This window comes from Glycomyces sp. YM15, from assembly GCF_016918015.1.
Taxonomy (GTDB): Bacteria; Actinomycetota; Actinomycetes; order Mycobacteriales; family Micromonosporaceae; genus Glycomyces.
This window is the reverse complement of record NZ_JAERMK010000006.1, coordinates 128,597-144,391: the sequence shown is the minus strand read 5'-3', so window position 1 is coordinate 144,391 and position 15,795 is coordinate 128,597. Positions and strand designations below refer to the sequence as shown.

The 15,795-nt window shown below is 67.9% G+C and carries 20 protein-coding genes and 1 pseudogene; 15 read left to right on the top strand and 6 right to left on the bottom strand.

Annotation, left to right across the window (positions count from 1 at the left end):
* Positions 1-74: 74 nt before the first annotated feature.
* Positions 75-761, bottom strand: a complete 687-nt coding sequence (locus JHY01_RS09045; RefSeq protein ID WP_344469158.1) for an IclR family transcriptional regulator — start codon at positions 759-761, stop codon at positions 75-77.
* 67 nt (positions 762-828) lie between these two features.
* Here JHY01_RS09045 and leuC point away from each other — a divergent pair, with 67 nt between their 5' ends.
* The 3 genes from leuC (at position 829) to JHY01_RS27275 (ending at position 3,666) form a co-directional block, all read left to right on the top strand.
* Positions 829-2,256: a 3-isopropylmalate dehydratase large subunit gene (gene leuC / locus JHY01_RS09040; RefSeq protein ID WP_205325294.1), complete on the top strand. Its 1,428-nt coding sequence runs from the start codon at positions 829-831 to the stop codon at positions 2,254-2,256.
* A 15-nt stretch (positions 2,257-2,271) separates the two neighbouring features.
* Entirely contained in the window at positions 2,272-2,871 is a 600-nt protein-coding gene (gene leuD, locus JHY01_RS09035) for a 3-isopropylmalate dehydratase small subunit (RefSeq protein WP_205325293.1), read from the top strand.
* Between the two features lie 240 nt (positions 2,872-3,111).
* Positions 3,112-3,666, top strand: a complete 555-nt coding sequence (locus JHY01_RS27275; protein ID WP_205325292.1) for an HU family DNA-binding protein — start codon at positions 3,112-3,114, stop codon at positions 3,664-3,666.
* A 139-nt stretch (positions 3,667-3,805) separates the two neighbouring features.
* Here JHY01_RS27275 and JHY01_RS09025 read toward each other — a convergent pair whose 3' ends face one another.
* From JHY01_RS09025 to JHY01_RS09010, 4 genes are all read right to left on the bottom strand, one after another.
* Positions 3,806-5,089, bottom strand: coding sequence for a D-arabinono-1,4-lactone oxidase (locus JHY01_RS09025; protein WP_307814342.1), 1,284 nt, complete (start codon positions 5,087-5,089; stop codon positions 3,806-3,808).
* A gap of 133 nt (positions 5,090-5,222) precedes the next feature.
* A complete protein-coding gene (locus JHY01_RS09020; RefSeq protein ID WP_205325291.1) occupies positions 5,223-6,137 on the bottom strand; it encodes an NUDIX hydrolase in 915 nt (304 codons plus the stop codon).
* 75 nt (positions 6,138-6,212) lie between these two features.
* The gene (locus tag JHY01_RS09015; protein WP_240192551.1) at positions 6,213-6,443 is read right to left on the bottom strand and encodes a cold-shock protein; all 231 of its coding nucleotides are present in this window, start codon (positions 6,441-6,443) and stop codon (positions 6,213-6,215) included.
* A 65-nt stretch (positions 6,444-6,508) separates the two neighbouring features.
* Complete coding sequence (locus tag JHY01_RS09010) at positions 6,509-6,736, bottom strand: hypothetical protein (RefSeq protein WP_205325290.1); 228 nt, start codon at positions 6,734-6,736, stop codon at positions 6,509-6,511.
* Positions 6,737-7,070: 334 nt separating this feature from the next.
* Between JHY01_RS09010 and JHY01_RS09005 the strand changes: the two genes are divergently transcribed.
* The 11 genes and pseudogenes from JHY01_RS09005 to truA all read left to right on the top strand — a co-directional run bounded on the left by JHY01_RS09005 (position 7,071) and on the right by truA (position 14,818).
* Positions 7,071-7,841 carry a 1-acyl-sn-glycerol-3-phosphate acyltransferase gene (locus JHY01_RS09005; protein ID WP_205325289.1) on the top strand — a complete coding sequence of 257 codons (771 nt, stop codon included), beginning with the start codon at positions 7,071-7,073 and terminating at the stop codon, positions 7,839-7,841.
* A gap of 11 nt (positions 7,842-7,852) precedes the next feature.
* Positions 7,853-8,857: an NAD(P)H-dependent glycerol-3-phosphate dehydrogenase gene (locus JHY01_RS09000; RefSeq protein WP_205325407.1), complete on the top strand. Its 1,005-nt coding sequence runs from the start codon at positions 7,853-7,855 to the stop codon at positions 8,855-8,857.
* Entirely contained in the window at positions 8,850-9,899 is a 1,050-nt protein-coding gene (locus tag JHY01_RS08995) for a D-alanine--D-alanine ligase family protein (protein WP_205325288.1), read from the top strand. Before JHY01_RS09000 ends, JHY01_RS08995 begins: the two co-directional genes overlap by 8 nt.
* Positions 9,900-10,095: 196 nt before the next feature.
* Positions 10,096-10,701: a 30S ribosomal protein S4 gene (rpsD, locus tag JHY01_RS08990; RefSeq protein ID WP_240192550.1), complete on the top strand. Its 606-nt coding sequence runs from the start codon at positions 10,096-10,098 to the stop codon at positions 10,699-10,701.
* A gap of 310 nt (positions 10,702-11,011) precedes the next feature.
* Positions 11,012-11,233 carry a translation initiation factor IF-1 gene (gene infA, locus JHY01_RS08985; RefSeq protein WP_026929479.1) on the top strand — a complete coding sequence of 74 codons (222 nt, stop codon included), beginning with the start codon at positions 11,012-11,014 and terminating at the stop codon, positions 11,231-11,233.
* Between the two features lie 27 nt (positions 11,234-11,260).
* Entirely contained in the window at positions 11,261-11,377 is a 117-nt protein-coding gene (rpmJ, locus tag JHY01_RS08980; protein ID WP_081913453.1) for a 50S ribosomal protein L36, read from the top strand.
* 168 nt (positions 11,378-11,545) lie between these two features.
* Positions 11,546-11,920 carry a 30S ribosomal protein S13 gene (rpsM, locus tag JHY01_RS08975; protein WP_205325287.1) on the top strand — a complete coding sequence of 125 codons (375 nt, stop codon included), beginning with the start codon at positions 11,546-11,548 and terminating at the stop codon, positions 11,918-11,920.
* 11 nt (positions 11,921-11,931) lie between these two features.
* The gene (gene rpsK, locus JHY01_RS08970) at positions 11,932-12,330 is read left to right on the top strand and encodes a 30S ribosomal protein S11 (protein WP_136529806.1); all 399 of its coding nucleotides are present in this window, start codon (positions 11,932-11,934) and stop codon (positions 12,328-12,330) included.
* Positions 12,331-12,425: 95 nt separating this feature from the next.
* Positions 12,426-13,472 carry a DNA-directed RNA polymerase subunit alpha gene (locus JHY01_RS08965; protein WP_205325286.1) on the top strand — a complete coding sequence of 349 codons (1,047 nt, stop codon included), beginning with the start codon at positions 12,426-12,428 and terminating at the stop codon, positions 13,470-13,472.
* 67 nt (positions 13,473-13,539) lie between these two features.
* A pseudogene (gene rplQ, locus JHY01_RS08960) lies at positions 13,540-13,887 on the top strand (50S ribosomal protein L17); the annotation flags it as partial.
* Positions 13,888-13,954: 67 nt separating this feature from the next.
* The gene (truA, locus tag JHY01_RS08955; protein ID WP_205325284.1) at positions 13,955-14,818 is read left to right on the top strand and encodes a tRNA pseudouridine(38-40) synthase TruA; all 864 of its coding nucleotides are present in this window, start codon (positions 13,955-13,957) and stop codon (positions 14,816-14,818) included.
* A 56-nt stretch (positions 14,819-14,874) separates the two neighbouring features.
* On the opposite strand, the gene JHY01_RS08950 is transcribed toward truA, so the two are convergent.
* Positions 14,875-15,072, bottom strand: a complete 198-nt coding sequence (locus JHY01_RS08950; protein ID WP_205325283.1) for a hypothetical protein — start codon at positions 15,070-15,072, stop codon at positions 14,875-14,877.
* Between the two features lie 313 nt (positions 15,073-15,385).
* Between JHY01_RS08950 and JHY01_RS08945 the strand changes: the two genes are divergently transcribed.
* Positions 15,386-15,766: a group 1 truncated hemoglobin gene (locus tag JHY01_RS08945; protein WP_205325282.1), complete on the top strand. Its 381-nt coding sequence runs from the start codon at positions 15,386-15,388 to the stop codon at positions 15,764-15,766.
* Positions 15,767-15,795 lie beyond the last annotated feature (29 nt).

Sequence of the window (15,795 nt, the reverse complement as noted above, 5' to 3'; positions counted from 1 at the left end):
GACCGGTGGGGCCAGCACGTGGAACGGCCCGGCGGAGGGAATCCGCCGGGCCGTTCAGGGGACGACAATGGGGGTCAGAGGCCGGAGAGTTTCTGGCCGGCGCGGATGACGGCCATGCCGAGGCGGTCGCCGGGACGGCGTCCGAGACGCTCTATGGGGCCGGACACCGAGATCGCGGCGACGACGCGGCCGGTCTTGTCGCGCACCGGGGCAGAGACGCTGACCACTCCGGGTTCGCGTTCGGCGACCGACTGCGCGAAGCCGCGGCGGCGGACCTCCGCGAGGGTCTTCGAGGAGAAGCGGCACTTGGGCAGCAGCGGGAGGATCCCTTCCGGGGGCTCCCATGCGAGCAGCACCTGCGCGCCGGAACCCGCCGTCATCGGCAGGCCCGCACCGACGGGCACCGTGTCGCGCAGCCCGGAGGCGCGCTCGGCGGCGGCCACGCAGACGCGTTCGTCGGCCCGCCTGCGATACAGCTGGGTCGATTCGCCCGTCTGGTCGCGGAGGAGGTTGAGCACTGGTTCGGCGGCACTGAGGAGGACGTCGGCCGTCGACCCGGCGAGCTCGCCGAGTTTCGGGCCCGGGCGCCAACGGCCTTCGTGGTCGCGTTGCAGCATCTCGTGGGCTTCGAGGGCCTGTGCGAGCCGGTGGGCCGTGGCCCTGGGCAATCCGGTCTCGTGCACGAGCTCAGCCAGGCTGGCGCCGTTGGTGCAAGCCGTGAGGATGAGCACCGCCTTGTCAAGGACGCCGACTCCGCTGATAGTATTCGTTCTCACGAGCTGAACATTACCTCCCATATTTCGAGAAGTCCAACGACTGGGAACAGAGATGTCACCTACACCACACGAATCCGAGGGAACGGCACCGCGCACCCTCGCGCAGAAGGTCTGGGACGCCCACGTGGTACGCACGGGCGGCCAGCAACCCGACCTGCTCTACATCGACCTGCACCTCCTCCACGAGGTGACCAGCCCCCAGGCCTTCGACGGCCTCCGGGTGGCCGGGCGCAAAGTCCGCCGGACCGATCTCACGATCGCGACCGAGGACCACAACACGCCCACCGACAACCTCTTCACCATCGCGGACCCGACCAGCCGCAAGCAGATCGAGACGCTCCGCGCCAACTGCGAGGAATTCGGCGTCCGCATCCACTCGCTCGGTGACGAGAACCAGGGCGTCGTCCACGTCGTGGGACCCCAGCTGGGACTCACCCAGCCGGGCATGACCGTCGTGTGCGGCGACTCCCACACCTCGACGCACGGCGCGTTCGGCTCGATCGCGTTCGGCATCGGCACCAGCGAGGTCGAGCACGTGCTCGCCACGCAGACCCTGCCGCAGGCGAAGCCGAAGTTCATGGCCGTCACCGTGAACGGCTCGCTTCCCGAAGGCGTCTCGGCGAAGGACCTGATCCTCAAGGTCATCTCCATCACCGGCACCGGCGGCGGCAAGGGACACATCGTCGAGTACCGCGGCCAGGCCATCGAGGAGCTCTCGATGGAAGGCCGCATGACGGTGTGCAACATGTCGATCGAGTGGGGCGCCAAGGCCGGCATGATCGCGCCTGACGAGAAGACCTCCGAGTACGTCAAGGGCCGCGCGCACGCGCCCAAGGGCGAGGAGTGGGACGCCGCCGTCGCGTACTGGCAGACCCTCAAGACCGACGAGGGCGCCGTCTTCGACAAGGAGATCGTCATCGACGCGGCCTCGTTGAGCCCGTTCGTCACCTGGGGCACCAACCCCGGGCAGGGCGTCGAGCTCTCCGGCGACGTCCCGAACCCCGAGGACTTCGACGACCCGATCGCGCGCACCACCGCCGCCGGGGCCCTCGAGTACATGGGCCTCGAAGCCGGCACGCCGATGCGCGAGATCGACGTCGACGTCGTCTTCCTCGGCTCGTGCACCAACGGCCGCATCGAAGACCTGCGCACCGCCGCCGAGGTCATCAAGGGCCGCAAGGTCGCCGAAGGCGTCAACATGATGGTCGTGCCCGGCTCCGCGAAGGTGCGCGAGCAGGCCATCGCCGAAGGCCTGGACAAGGTCTTCATCGACGCGGGCGCCGACTGGCGCTTCGCCGGCTGCTCGATGTGCCTGGGCATGAACCCGGACCAGCTGACGCCCGGCCAGCGCGCGGCCTCCACCTCGAACCGCAACTTCGAGGGCCGCCAAGGCAAGGGCGGGCGCACGCACCTGGTGAGCCCGGCCGTCGCCGCCGCCACGGCCGTCACCGGCCATCTCGCCAGCCCGGCGGATCTGTAGGAAGGGCAGGGAATCATGGACAAGTTCACGACCCACACCGGCCAGGTCGCGCCGCTGCGACGTTCCAACGTCGACACCGACCAGATCATCCCGGCCGTGTACCTCAAGCGGGTCACCAAGACCGGTTTCGAGGACGGCCTGTTCGCCGAATGGCGCGAGGACGAGAAGTTCCTCCTCAACCGGCCCGAGTACCGGTCCGCGACCATCCTGGTCACCGGCACCGAGTTCGGTACCGGCTCCTCGCGCGAGCACGCCGTCTGGGCCCTGAAGGACTACGGGTTCAAGGCGGTCATCGCCCCGCGCTTCGGAGACATCTTCCGCGGCAACTCCCTCAAGAACGGTCTGTTGACTGTGGAGTTGCCCGAGGCGGCCGTCGAAGAGCTGTGGCTGCGCGCCGAACTCCACCCGGAGTCGGAGATCACCGTGGACCTCGAGGCCTGCGAAGTCCGTGCGGGGGACCGCACCTGGGGCTTCGAATTCGACGAGTTCCTGCGCTGGCGCATGATGGAAGGCCTCGACGACGTGGCGCTGACCCTGCGCGACGAGGACAAGATCGCGGCGTTCGAGTCGAACCGGGACGCTTGGCGGCCTAGGACTCTCCCTGTTCAGGTCTAGTGTCCTGAGCCCGATCCAGTTAGCAATCACGTACGGAGCCGGTGGCATCGCCACCGGCTCCAGGCGTGTTCGGGTCCCTCCCAACGGGGTTGCGAGCGTCGATTTCGGGCACCTGAATAAAAATTCCCTGCGACACAACGGGTCTATTTTCGCGGAAACAGTTGCGTTCGCTTTCGAAACGTCATAACGTGCGCTTAACAAGCTGGTATGGCTTCAAGGACTATCGGGAGGGTAGGACTCGTGAACAAGGCAGAGTTCGTCGAACGGATCGCCGCACGCACTGGCGACCGGGCGGCCGCGAAAGAAGTCGTGGATGTCGCGATCGACGAGATACAGCGCGCGGTGGTGAAAGGGGAGAAAGTCTCCTTCGCCGGTTTCGGCGTCTTCGAGAAGCGCCAACGCGCCGCTCGGATGGCTCGCAACCCCCGCACCGGGGAAGCGGTGAAGGTCAAGAAGACCGTCGTTCCCGCGTTCCGTCCGGGCACCGGGTTCAAGGAGCTCGTGACCGGCAAGCGCAAGGCCGTCAAGTCGACCACCGCCAAGAAGGCGACGCCGGCGAAGAAGGCCGCCGCCAAGAAGGCGACCAAGAAGACGGCTGCCAAGAAGACCACGCGGGCCGCCTCCAAGGCGACCCGGTCCACCGCCACGAGCCGCGTGGGGGCCAAGAAGACCGCGGCGAAGAAGACCACGGCCAAGAAGGCCGCGACCGCGAAGAAGGCCGTGCGCAAGACCGCGGCGAAGCCCGCCGCGAAGAAGACCGCGGCGAAGAAGACCACGAAGCGCGGACGTAGCTGATGCCGTGCCCCGAACCGGTTCGGGGCACGGTGAGGCGCCCGTCCGTTCTCGCACGGGGAAGAGGGCATTCAGGAGCCACCTGAATGCCCTCGCTGCTTTACCGCGGCTTTACCTGGAAGCGTGCCTCAGACGGCACCGCTCAGTGGGACGCGGCACCGCCCGCGACTGCGTCCGAGAAGTCATTGCCGAACTTCCCCTCTGGATCGACGCGAGCGCGAAGTTTCTCGAAGTCGCCCATTCTCGGATAACGCGAGCGCACTTCATCCATTGGTATCGAAAACAATTTGCCCCAATGCGGCCGCGGTGAGAACGGTTCCAAAGCCGCCTCCGCCGCCGACATCACCGGCTCGACCGCCGCGAAGTCACTCACCCAAGTGAAATGCAGGCCCACAGTGTCGCGCCCGAATGCGGGCGAGAGCCACAGATCGTCCGCCGCCATCGTGCGCACCTCGCAGATCTGCACGACCGAGGAGAGCTCGTCCCCGAGCCCGGCCAGCGCCTCGAGCGCGGCCGGCGCGTCGGCCCGGTCGACCAGGAACTCCGACTGGAGCTCGTCGCCCGCGCTGGGCGTGAACTCGGGCTTGAAGTGCGGCAGGCGCTCGTGCCACGGGCCCGTCTGACCCTGCTGCACCGTGCACGCCTCAGGGTCCACCCCCGGCACCGGGTGGCGCTTCCCGTCCGCCAGCGGCGCCCCGAACCAGTTCGCCCGCGGGAACGGGTGGGTCTGGTCGGCGGTGCGCTGCTTGACCCAGAACTGGAACCGCGGGGACGCGCCCCACGCGGTGAACAGGCTGGTGCTGTAAGCGGCCGAGGTGAGCTCGTCGAAGTGCGACACCGCCTTGTCGAAGACCAGGTCGTCGTAGACGTACTGGCGCATCTCGAAGCCCGGCAGAAGGTCCAGCGTCACCGCGTGCACGACGCCCAAGGCGCCCAGGTGCACCACCGAACCGGGGAAGTCCTCGTCGCCGCGCGCGACCGTGCGCAGCTCCCCGTCGGGGCCGATGAACTCGATGGAAGCCACGGCCGTCGCGAGGTTCCCGTTGCCGTCGCCCGAACCGTGCGTGCCGGTCGCGATCGAACCGGCGACGGAGATGTGCGGCAGGGACGCCATGTTGTGCAGCGCGAAGCCGGCGCGGTGGACCGCATCGCTCAACGCGGCGTACGTGATCCAGCCCGAGGCGCGGACGGTGGCCGTGCGGGCGTCGACGGTCACTTCGGGCTCGATGCCCGCGAGCGAGATCATCGTCGCGTCGGAGGCCGTGATCGCGTTGAACGAGTGGCCCGAACCGAGCACGCGCAGACGGGACGCGGCGGCCACGGCCGCCCTGGCCTCGTCGAGCGTCGCGGGCGCCTCGAAGCGGCTGGGGGAGAAGCGGATGTTCCCGGCCCAGTTCTGCAGGGCGGTGGGGGAGCGGTCCGACACGGCGGCATTCCTCCTTGTAAGCGCGCCAGAGCGCACACAGAGCGGTGGGGCGGCCAACGGTACCGCGAACCCCGCGCAGGAGACCCCGAGCGGCCCAGGGGGCGGGAACTCGGCCGTACGGTTCCCCGGGAGCCTAGAGCCTTTCCACTCCCACCAGCTTCTGGCCCGACAGGGACAGCACCCACGCCTCCCCGGGCCTCGTCGAGACGTCCGGGGTCTCCACCCCGTCCTCGTCCGCCAGGATCGCCACCGTGTCGCTCACGACCTCTGCCTCGGCGCACACGATCGCGGCACCGCCGCCGCCCGCGAGCTCGCGGACGCGCGCACTCGACCGCTCGGGATTGCGTTCGTGCGCTTCGGTGTCGAACGCCGAATCGCCGCTCAGCCTGCACCGCACGGCCTGCGCGATCGGCTCCACCGTCTGCACGCTCGCCCGGCCGGAGGCGCTGAACGCCCGATCCGGTTGGTACAGCGACGCGAGCGCCGCCACCCGCACCGCCTGGTCCTGCCCGCGCGCGCTCAGCGGCCGCGTCACCTCCGGCCCGTCCCAGTCCTGCTCGACCTCCGCGGGAGCCACCAGCAGCACCGTCCCGGTCACCGCCGGCAGCGCCCCGAACGCCTTGAGCACCTGCTGGTCCCGCGGCCGCGTCAACGTCTCCCGCGCCTCAGCGAGGGTGATCCAGCGCCGCTCGCCGATCTCCTCGTCAGCCGTGAACGCCGCATCCGGCTTCTCGGTGCGCATCGACCAGTAGTCGACGTACTTCAGCACGTCTCCTTCGGGATTCGGCAGCACATACGAGGCCCGGCACAGCCGCATCTGCGGAATGACCGGAATCCCGGTCTCCTCCTCGACCTCCCTGCACGCCGCCGTGAGCGGGTGCTCTCCAGGGTCGAGCTTGCCCTTCGGCAGCGACCAGTTCCCGACCTTGGGCCGCCATACGGCGATCACTTCCACAAGGCCGCGCTCGCCGTTGCGCCACAACAGGCCGCCAGCGGCGGCGATCCGCCTCGGCGCCCCGTTCCCGACAGTGTCCTGTTCCACACTCACGCTTCATACGGTACTGGGACTCACCCAATCGCGGGAAGTCTGCCACTCGCGCGGGGTAGGCGCGGCACGCCGTGTCTACGCGTGCATCGTGGGAATGCGGACGGCGACGACCTTGCCGTCGGGATCGGTGTCCAGGTCGACGCGCTGGCCGAGGCGGAGGAACCGCAGGCCGGAGACGGCGAAGGCCGCCGCGTCGAAGCCGACGCGGCGGCCGCTCAGTTCGGGGGGACTGTCGAGGACGACCTCGCCGGAGGTGTCCTCGTTGAAGTTCGAGACGGTGCCCTGCATGGTCTCAGCTTGGCCCATGCGGGGCCGGAAATCCAGGCGCTCCTCGCGGGCGCGCCGTCCGGTCCGGGACGCTTCCGGCCGCGCTACTTGCGAATCTGGGGGTTGTTGCGCCCGCCGATGGCCTTCTTGGCCTTGAGGCCCAGCCAGATGACACCGCCGACGATGGCGATGAAGAGGGCGAAGTTGAAGATGAAGGCGAGGATCCCGCCGATCGCACCGAGCACGAATTGGATCACGTTCACCACGATGATCACGGCGATGACCGCGCCGCCGAACAGGGCCGCGAGCCAACCGAAGAGACGCCAGTTCATGTAACTCACTCCAGCGAGTCGAGATTCGAGCCGACACGTCCGGTCGGCAGTGTAGATGTCATTGTGACTCTATGATGACATCATAGCGGGTTTCGCGCAACCCGCGGGTACCGCCGCTCCCGTGCCGCGCTTAGCGTCCCGCGCGCCGCGTACCTGGGGGTTCACTCGACGTAGCGGCGTACCCCGCGGCGAGGAGTCAAACCCCACCCTTTGCTTACCGTCGCCTGAAGGGCCCGGCGCGGGAGTTAGAGTGCAATGCACTGACGATCCCGTACACGACGGCACAGGCCGAGCCCAGACGGCCGAGCCCTTCCCCGAGAAAGCGAGCCAGCAGGTGACCGAGCCGAGGCCCGAGGCGCAGTACACCTTCCGCCGCCGCGGCGGCGACGCCCTCCGCCCCGACGTCCGCATCTACGCCAACATCGTCAAGGGCGGCATGCTCGGACTCAGCAGGCGCAACTGGTCCGGCATGGAGCACATCCCGCTCAAGGGCCCCGCGATCCTGGTCTGGAACCACTACTCGGACATCGACCCGCTCCTGGTCGTGCACTACGTCTACAACGCCGGGCGCCACCCCCGGTTCCTCCTCAAGGAGTCGATCCTGCGCATCCCGCTGGTCGGCCCGCTCGTGCGCAGCACCGGCCAGATCCCCGTCAAGCGCGGCAGCGCCGAAGCGGCGGACTCCCTGCGCACCCTCGAACGCGAACTCGCCCAAGGACACGTGGTCATCATGTCCCCCGAAGGCACGGTCACGAAGGAACCGGACCGCTGGCCGATGCGCGGCAAGACCGGCATCGCCCGTCTCGCCCTCGAATCCGGCGCGCCCGTGATCCCGATCGTGCAGTGGGGCGCCCTCGGCATCCACGACCGCAAGCGCGACCCCAAGTTCAAGCTGGGCCGCAAGCCCGTCACGGTCCGGGCGCTCCCGCCCGTCGACCTCTCCCCCTGGCAGGACAAGGAACCCACCCGCGAGGACCTCGCCGCGGTCACCGACCGCATCATGGAGGACCTCCGCGCGGGCCTCGCCGAGATCCGCGGCCAGGAAGCACCCCCACTGTTCGATCCCCGGCAGCACCGATCTGATGAAAGCGAGTCTTCCGAGTGAGAGCAGCCGTCATGGGGGCCGGTTCCTGGGGAACCGTGTTCGCCAAGATCCTCGCCGACGCCGGAACGCCGGCCACGGTGTGGGCCAGGCGCGCCGAGGTCGCCGACGCGATCAACGCGACCCACCGCAATCCGGACTACTACCCGGACATCGAACTGCCGGGACTGGTGCGCGCGACCGCCGACCCCGCCGAGGCGCTGCGCGGCGCGGACCTCGTGGTCCTCTCCGTCCCGAGCCAGACCCTGCGCGGCAACCTCGCCGCCTGGGCCGAGCACTTGGAGTCCGGCGCGACGCTCCTGAGCCTCATGAAGGGCATCGAACTCGGTTCGACCGAACGCATGACCGAGGTCATCGCCGAGGTCACCGGCGCGCACCAGTCGCGCATCGCGGTCCTCTCCGGCCCGAACCTCGCCCGCGAGATCGCCGAGGAGCAGCCCACGGCCTCCGTCGTGGCGTGCATCGACCACGGCCGGGCCGTCGAGGTGCAGAAGGCCGTCACCACCTCCTACTTCCGCCCGTACACGAACACCGACGTGGTCGGCTGCGAGCTCGGCGGCGCCGTCAAGAACGTCATCGCGCTCGCCTACGGCATGGCCGCCGGGATGGGCATGGGCGACAACACGAAGGCCACGATCATCACCCGCGGCCTCGCCGAGACCACCCGCCTCGGCATGCGGCTCGGCGCGGACCCGACCACGTTCGCCGGGCTCGCCGGGCTCGGCGACCTCGTCGCGACCTGCTCGTCCCCGCTGTCGCGCAATCACACCTTCGGCGAGCAGCTGGGACTCGGTGCGACCCTCGAAGAGGCCGCCCGCGTCACCAAGCAGACCGCCGAAGGCGTCAAGAGCTGCCGTTCCATCACCGACCTCGCTCGCAAGGTGGGCGTGGAGATGCCGATCTGCGATGCCGTGGAACGGGTCTGCCACGAAGGACTCGACCCCAGAGCCGCGGTCGCCGAACTCATGGGACGCGAGACCAAACCCGAAATCGACAGTTTGAGGTCCGACAATGACTAAACCGACCGTCGCCGTCTTCTTCGGCGGACGCAGTGTGGAACAGCCGGTCTCGTGCGCCTCCGGTTCGGGAGTCGCCAAGGCCCTGCGCGAGCGGGGCTTCGACGTCACCACCATCGGCATCACCCGCAGCGGCGAATGGGTCGAGCTGGCCCCGGACGTGGCATTCGCGATCGAATCCCCCGAGGCCCTGCCCGAGGTCACCGCCGAGGCCGGCAAGGCCGTCGCGATCGACCTCGGCCCCGGCGCGCAGCCGATCGCCGACGTCCTCTTCCCGGTCCTCCACGGCCCCTACGGCGAGGACGGCACGATCCAGGGCCTGTTCGAGATGGCCGGCGCGCCGTACGTCGGCTCCGGTGTCCTCTCGAGTTCGCTGTGCATGGACAAGGAGTTCAGCAAGCGGCTCCTCGCCGCCGAGGGCGTCCCGCAGGGCGCGTTCGACGTCCTCAAGGCCGGCGAGAAGCTCGACGCCGAAGCCGTGATCGGCAGGCTCGGCCTCCCGATCTTCGTCAAGCCCGCCCGCGCGGGTTCGAGCCTCGGCATCAGCAAGGTCAACTCGGGCGCCGAACTGGCCACGGCCGTCGAGAAGGCCCGCGAGGTCGACGACAAGGTCGTCTTCGAGGCGGCCTTCCGACGCGCCCGCGAGATCGAGATGGGCGTCGTCGAGACGCTCGACGGCGACCTGGAGATCACGTTCCCGCTCGAAGTGCTCGCCAAGGGCGAGGACGGCTGGTTCGACTTCGAGGCCAAGTACCTCGACAACCCCGAGCCGTTCAACCTCCGCCCGGACTACCCCGAGGGCGTGGCCGAGCAGGCCCAGGCGCTCGCGCGCAAGGTCTTCCGGCTCCTCGACTGCCGCGACCTGGCCCGCGTGGACTGCTTCCTCGGCGAGGACGGTGTCGTCTATCTCAACGAGGTGAACACGATGCCGGGCATGACGCCGATGAGCGGCGTGCCGCAGGCGTTCGCCGCCTACGGCATCTCGTACGGCGAGCTCGTGGAGCGCCTGGTCACTCTCGCGGAGGCCCGTGCTCGACGCTCCTGAGCACGGCGAGTACCCTGGCTGAGTTGACACGTCTCCCGTAGAGGTGTTCAGCCACTGCATCACCGTGTGCGCGCCAGTCCTCAGGGTCTCCCCGAGTGCATAACTGAGCGCGCTACACTCACGCGTTCCCGCTGGTCGGGAGCGTACTGTGCCTCGTATCTTCTTCGAGGCGACGCATGAATTACTGGAGAGATCATTGCAAGCTAAGGCGAAAGTCAAGCTTTCCCGATCCCTCGGCATCGCTCTGACGCCGAAGGCCGCCAAGTACATGGAGCGCCGTCCCTACCCTCCGGGGCAGCACGGCCGCGGCCGCAAGAAGGAATCGGACTACAAGAACCAGCTCGTCGAGAAGCAGCGTCTGCGCGCGCAGTACAACATCTCTGAGCGCCAGCTGCGCAACGCCTACGCCGAGGCCGTGCGCAAGTCCGGCAAGACCGGTGAGAACCTGGTGTCGCTGCTCGAGTCCCGCCTGGACGCCTTCGTGCTCCGCGCCGGATTCGCCCGCACCATCTACCAGGCGCGGCAGTTCGTGAACCACGGCCACTTCACCGTGAACGGCCGCAAGGTCGACATCGCGTCCTACCGGCTCAAGGCCGGCGACTTCGTGCAGGTGCGCAAGAAGTCCCGCGAGACCACGCCGTTCCAGCTGGCCGCCGCCGGCGCCTGGGCGGGCGAGACGACTCCGGCTTACATCGAGGCTCACCTCGAAGGCCTGATCGCCCGCTTCCTCTCGGTGCCCGAGCGCAAGCAGATCCCCGTGATCTGCGACGAGCAGCTCATCGTCGAGTTCTACTCGAAGTAAAGCCTGAGTGAGCAATGAGCGCCGCCCGGCTTTCCGGGCGACCGGGATTCCGAGCGGCGCTCCGCTTGCGTCCGAGTGCCCTCCGTCACGGTCAACCCCCTGGTAGGCGGTATTGGGGCGCGAGTAGACTCGCTGAGTGGTGCAGTGCGTCCCCAGGTGGGTCGTCGTGCGAACCGTGGTTTTTCCCGAGTTCACCGACGTAGCGCCGCATCATTCCTACGCCGCCCGAATCCTCGGGCCGGTGTGCCAGTAGCTCCGACCTGTCATGGGTGCGGGGTTTTCAGACCGAGTTGTCACGGTAGCGGAGGACATGCCGAAAAAAGACGGTGCCATCGAGATTGAGGGCAAGGTCGTCGAGTCCCTCCCGAACGCTATGTTCCGGGTGGAACTCACCAACGGCCACAAGGTACTCGCCCACATCAGTGGCAAGATGCGCCAGAACTACATCCGAATCCTCCCCGAGGACCGGGTCGTGGTGGAGCTCTCGCCGTACGACCTGTCGCGCGGGCGGATTGTCTACCGCTACCGCTGACCTGACGACTACACGTAAGTAGGACTCGTGAAAGTCAAGCCGAGCGTCAAAGTGATCTGCAAGAACTGCCGCGTGATCCGCAGGCACGGACGAGTGATGGTTATCTGCTCGTCCGACCCGCGTCACAAGCAGCGTCAGGGCTAACGCAGCACAACGCCAGCAAGAAAGGCCCCAGAAGGGGAAACCGCCGCCAGTGCGCAAGCACAACCCTCGGCTCGGAGGCCGAGGCTCGCATCGCCCATCAGGGCAGGGGATCAGACCCCGGCGAGAAGGCAGTGGTCAGACCTCCGACAACGCTAGGAGTACGCCTGTATGGCACGCCTGGTTGGAGTCGACCTCCCGCGCGACAAGCGCCTGGAGATCGCACTCACCTACATTTTCGGCATCGGCCGCACGCGCTCGCTTGAGACGATCGCGGCGACCGGCCTCGACCGCGACAAGCGCGTCAAGGACCTCACCGACGAAGAGCTCGTGCAGCTTCGTACGCACATCGAAGAGCACTACCAGGTCGAAGGTGACCTGCGCCGCGAGGTGCAGGCGGACATTCGCCGCAAGATCGAGATCAACTGCTACCAGGGTCTCCGTCACCGCTACGGCCTTCCGGTCCACGGTCAGCGGACCAAGACCAATGCCCGTACTCGCAAGGGTCCGAAGAAGACCGTCGCGGGCAAGAAGAAGGCACGTTAGGAGACCAGCTGATGCCACCGAAGACTCGCGGCGGTTCCAAGAACCCGCGCGCCAAGAAGAAGAACGTGCCCCACGGGCACGCCCACATCAAGAGCACCTTCAACAACACCATCGTGTCGATCACCGACCCGACCGGTGCTGTGATCGCCTGGGCCTCCTCGGGCCAGGTCGGTTTCAAGGGCTCGCGCAAGTCCACCCCGTACGCCGCGCAGATGGCCGCCGAGGCCGCCGCCCGCCGTGCGATGGACAACGGCATGCGCAAGGTCGACGTCTACGTCAAGGGCCCGGGCTCGGGCCGCGAGACCGCGATCCGCTCCCTCCAGGCCGTCGGCCTCGAGGTCGGCTCGATCAACGACGTGACCCCGCAGCCCCACAACGGCTGCCGTCCGCCGAAGCGCCGCCGCGTCTAGTACGCGCAGCGGCACCCAAGCGGTTATCGTCACCGAAAATCCATGAGTTTTAGGCGTCAAATAGCGGGCGCCCCGAACAAAGGAAACACGCAACAGTGCTTATCACTCAGCGGCCCACGCTCACCGAGCAGCAGATCAGCCCGACCCGCTCCAAGTTCACCATCGAACCCCTGGAGCCCGGTTTCGGCTACACGCTCGGCAACTCGCTGCGGCGCACGCTGCTGTCGTCCATCCCGGGCGCGGCGGTCACGTCGATCAAGATCGACGGCGTCCTGCACGAGTTCTCCACCATTCCCGGCGTGAAAGAAGACGTCGTCGAACTGGTGCTGAACGTCAAGCAGATCTGCGTCTCCTCGGAGAACGACGAGCCGGCCACCATGTACCTGCGCAAGGAAGGCCCGGGCGAGGTCCTCGCCGGGGACATCCAGCCGCCCGCCGGCGTGCAGGTCCACAACCCCGAACTCAAGCTCGCGACCCTGAACTCCAAGGGCCGCATCGACATGGAGTTCGTGGTGGAGCGCGGCCGGGGCTACGTCTCGTCGCCGGCCAACAAGGGTGAGACCAACGAGATCGGCCGCATCCCGGTCGACTCGATCTACTCGCCCGTGCTCAAGGTGGCCTACTCCGTCGACGCGACCCGCGTCGAGCAGCGCACCGACTTCGACAAGCTCACCGTCGACGTCGAGAGCAAGCCGTCCACCACGCCGCGCACCGCGCTGGCGTCGGCCGGTTCCACCCTGGTGGAGCTGTTCGGCCTGTACCGCGAGCTCGACACCGAGGCCGAGGGCATCGACGTCGGGCCCAGCCCGGCCGACCAGCAGCTGGCCGCCGATCTGGCCCTGCCGATCGAGGACCTGGACATGACCGTCCGGTCCTACAACTGCCTCAAGCGCGAGGGCGTCAACACCGTTGGCGAACTCATCAACCGCACCGAGGCCGACCTGCTCGACATAAGGAATTTCGGGCAGAAGTCGATCGACGAGGTCAAGATGAAGCTCGCCGGCATGGGCCTGAGCCTGAAGGACTCGCCCGGCACCTTCGACCCGAGCGAGGCCGCTGTGGCCTACGGCGGGTCGCCGGTCGCCGACAACGACGAGTACGAAGAAGACGGTGAAGATCTCCGCGAGACCGAGGAGCTCTAAGCTTCCCGACCAGTGGCGGTCGGTTCCGTAAGACGGCCGGCCGCGTCAAACCAAGAGGAGCAAGACAATGCCCAAACCTACAAAGGGCCCGCGCCTGGGCGGTTCCCCGGCTCACGAGAAGCTCATGCTCTCGGGCCTCGCGGCCTCCCTGTTCGAGCACGGCAGCATCACCACCACGGTGACCAAGGCCCGCCGCCTGCGCCCCTACGCCGAGCGTCTCATCACGTACGGCAAGAAGGGCACGCTGCACCACCGCCGTCTGGCGCTGGCCAAGCTGCGCAACAAGGACGCCACGCACGACCTGTTCGAGCAGGTCGCGCCCCGCTTCGCCAACCGCGAAGGCGGCTACACCCGGATCATCAAGGCCGGGAACCGCAAGGGCGACAACGCTCCGATGGCGATCATCGAGCTGGTCGACTAGCAAGGTCTGAGCCGATTCATGGCTCGCAGGCTTCGCCAAGAGTGAACCGCGCGCAGGGCTCATGCTCTGCGCGCGGTTCGCTTTATCCGGAAGGACTGCTGTGGACGAGGTTGTGGACAGGACCCGCTTGCGGCTCGGCGTCGCCTACGACGGAGCCGAGTTCTCGGGGTGGGCGCTGCAGCCGGGGCTGCGGACGGTCGCCGCGGAGGTCATCCGCGCGTTGGAGCTGCTGTTCGGCGAGATCAGCGACTTCACGGTCGCCGGGCGGACGGACGCGGGCGTGCACGCGACGGGACAGGTGGTGCACGTCGACGTGCCGACCGCGAAATGGGAGGCCTTGGAGGAGCGACTGCTGTGGCGGCTCCGGGGCATCCTCCCTGCCGATGTGCGCGCGACCTCGGTCGCGGCCGTCGATCGTTCGTTCAACGCGCGCTTCGCGGCCCAGTGGCGGCGGTACCGCTACCGTGTCGCGGACGCGACCTGGGGCGTGAACCCGCTGCGGCGCTTGGACACCCTCGCCTGGCAGCGGCCGATCGACGTGGAGCGGATGCACGCGGCGTGCCAGCGCCTCATCGGCGAGCACGACTTCGTGGGCTTCTGCAAGCAGCGCGAAGGCGCGACGACGATCCGCGAACTCCAGCAGTACGACTGGGCGCGTGACGAGGACGGCGTCGCGGTCGCGACGGTGCGAGCGGACGCGTTCTGCCACTCGATGGTCCGCAGCCTCGTGGGCGCGGCACTCGCGGTGGGCGACGGCCGCAGGGATGAAGACTGGCTCGCCTCCATCCTCACCCTCAGTGAGCGCGCCAACGACGTGCACGTGGTCGGCCCGCACGGGCTCACGCTGCTGGAGGTCTCCTACTCGGATGACCCGAAGGACTGGCAGGCCCGCGTGGACCTGACCCGCCGAGTGCGGACCCTGTAGACCGAGCAGGCCCTCTGCGTTCCTGCGCTGCAGAGGGCCCCTGGAGTGGGAGTCGGCTAGTCGAAGGTTTCGACGAGTTCGATGTCGAACCTCCACTGTCCGTTCGTGACACCGCTGAAGGTCGCCTTGACATCGAACACGTCGCCGGTGGCTTCGTCGGTGACCTGGCAGTACACGGTCCGGCCCTCGTACAGCATCACGTTGGCCTCACCGCAGTCGATCGTGGGCCGCTCGCCCAGCTCGTCCTCCAGCACGGCGGCGATGGCGTCCTCGACTTCCGTAACGGACGTACCGCATGCTCGGTGCCGTGGTCGTCTGACCCGGAGTTAATCGGGACGGCCCGGCGCGCAGTGCCGGGCCGTTCGCCCTTGACCGCAGGCCCGCACAGGCTGACATTGCCGGAGGTCACCTGCTCGGAGGGCCAGAAAGGCCGGCAGGCCCGCGTTCGGGTGTGAACGGCTCGTTTCCGTCATCGCATTTGTCGTTGGCGGCGTTGTGGAGACCTACGTTACGGCGATCCAATCTGACCGCCACCGCAGGGAATCGCCGGAAACGGACACTCGGGTCATGACTGACGCATCGCCTGAAAGCACGACCACGATCCTGGAGCAGATCGGCGGGGAGGCCGCCGTCGAAGCGGTCGTCGAGATCTTCTACGGCAAGGTCCTCGGTGACGACCAGCTCGCCGACTACTTCATCGAGTCCGACATGGATCAGCTCAAGAAGCACCAGGCCAGGTTCGTCGCCCAAGCGCTCGGCGGCACTCGGCCCTACAGCGGCCGGTCGATGCAGAAGGCGCACGAGGGCCGGGGCATCACCGGCGCCGACTTCGACCGCGTCGTCGAGCACCTCGCCGCCTCGCTCGTCGAGGCGGGCGTCGACGGGGACACGATCGGCGTCATCGCCGGGGCGCTCGCGCCGTTGAAGGGGGACATCGTCACCGGCTGATCCGTCCGGTGTGCACCGATCCGACGGGC

Coding starts and splice junctions, on each gene's coding strand:
- leuC (WP_205325294.1), top strand. CDS start 829: ATGTCACCTACACCACACGAATCCGAGGGAACGGCACCGCGCACCCTC.
- leuD (WP_205325293.1), top strand. CDS start 2,272: ATGGACAAGTTCACGACCCACACCGGCCAGGTCGCGCCGCTGCGACGT.
- JHY01_RS09015 (WP_240192551.1), bottom strand. CDS start 6,443: ATGGGCCAAGCTGAGACCATGCAGGGCACCGTCTCGAACTTCAACGAG.
- JHY01_RS09010 (WP_205325290.1), bottom strand. CDS start 6,736: ATGAACTGGCGTCTCTTCGGTTGGCTCGCGGCCCTGTTCGGCGGCGCG.
- JHY01_RS09000 (WP_205325407.1), top strand. CDS start 7,853: ATGGGGGCCGGTTCCTGGGGAACCGTGTTCGCCAAGATCCTCGCCGAC.
- JHY01_RS08995 (WP_205325288.1), top strand. CDS start 8,850: ATGACTAAACCGACCGTCGCCGTCTTCTTCGGCGGACGCAGTGTGGAA.
- infA (WP_026929479.1), top strand. CDS start 11,012: ATGCCGAAAAAAGACGGTGCCATCGAGATTGAGGGCAAGGTCGTCGAG.
- rpsM (WP_205325287.1), top strand. CDS start 11,546: ATGGCACGCCTGGTTGGAGTCGACCTCCCGCGCGACAAGCGCCTGGAG.
- rpsK (WP_136529806.1), top strand. CDS start 11,932: ATGCCACCGAAGACTCGCGGCGGTTCCAAGAACCCGCGCGCCAAGAAG.
- truA (WP_205325284.1), top strand. CDS start 13,955: ATGCTCTGCGCGCGGTTCGCTTTATCCGGAAGGACTGCTGTGGACGAG.
- JHY01_RS08945 (WP_205325282.1), top strand. CDS start 15,386: ATGACTGACGCATCGCCTGAAAGCACGACCACGATCCTGGAGCAGATC.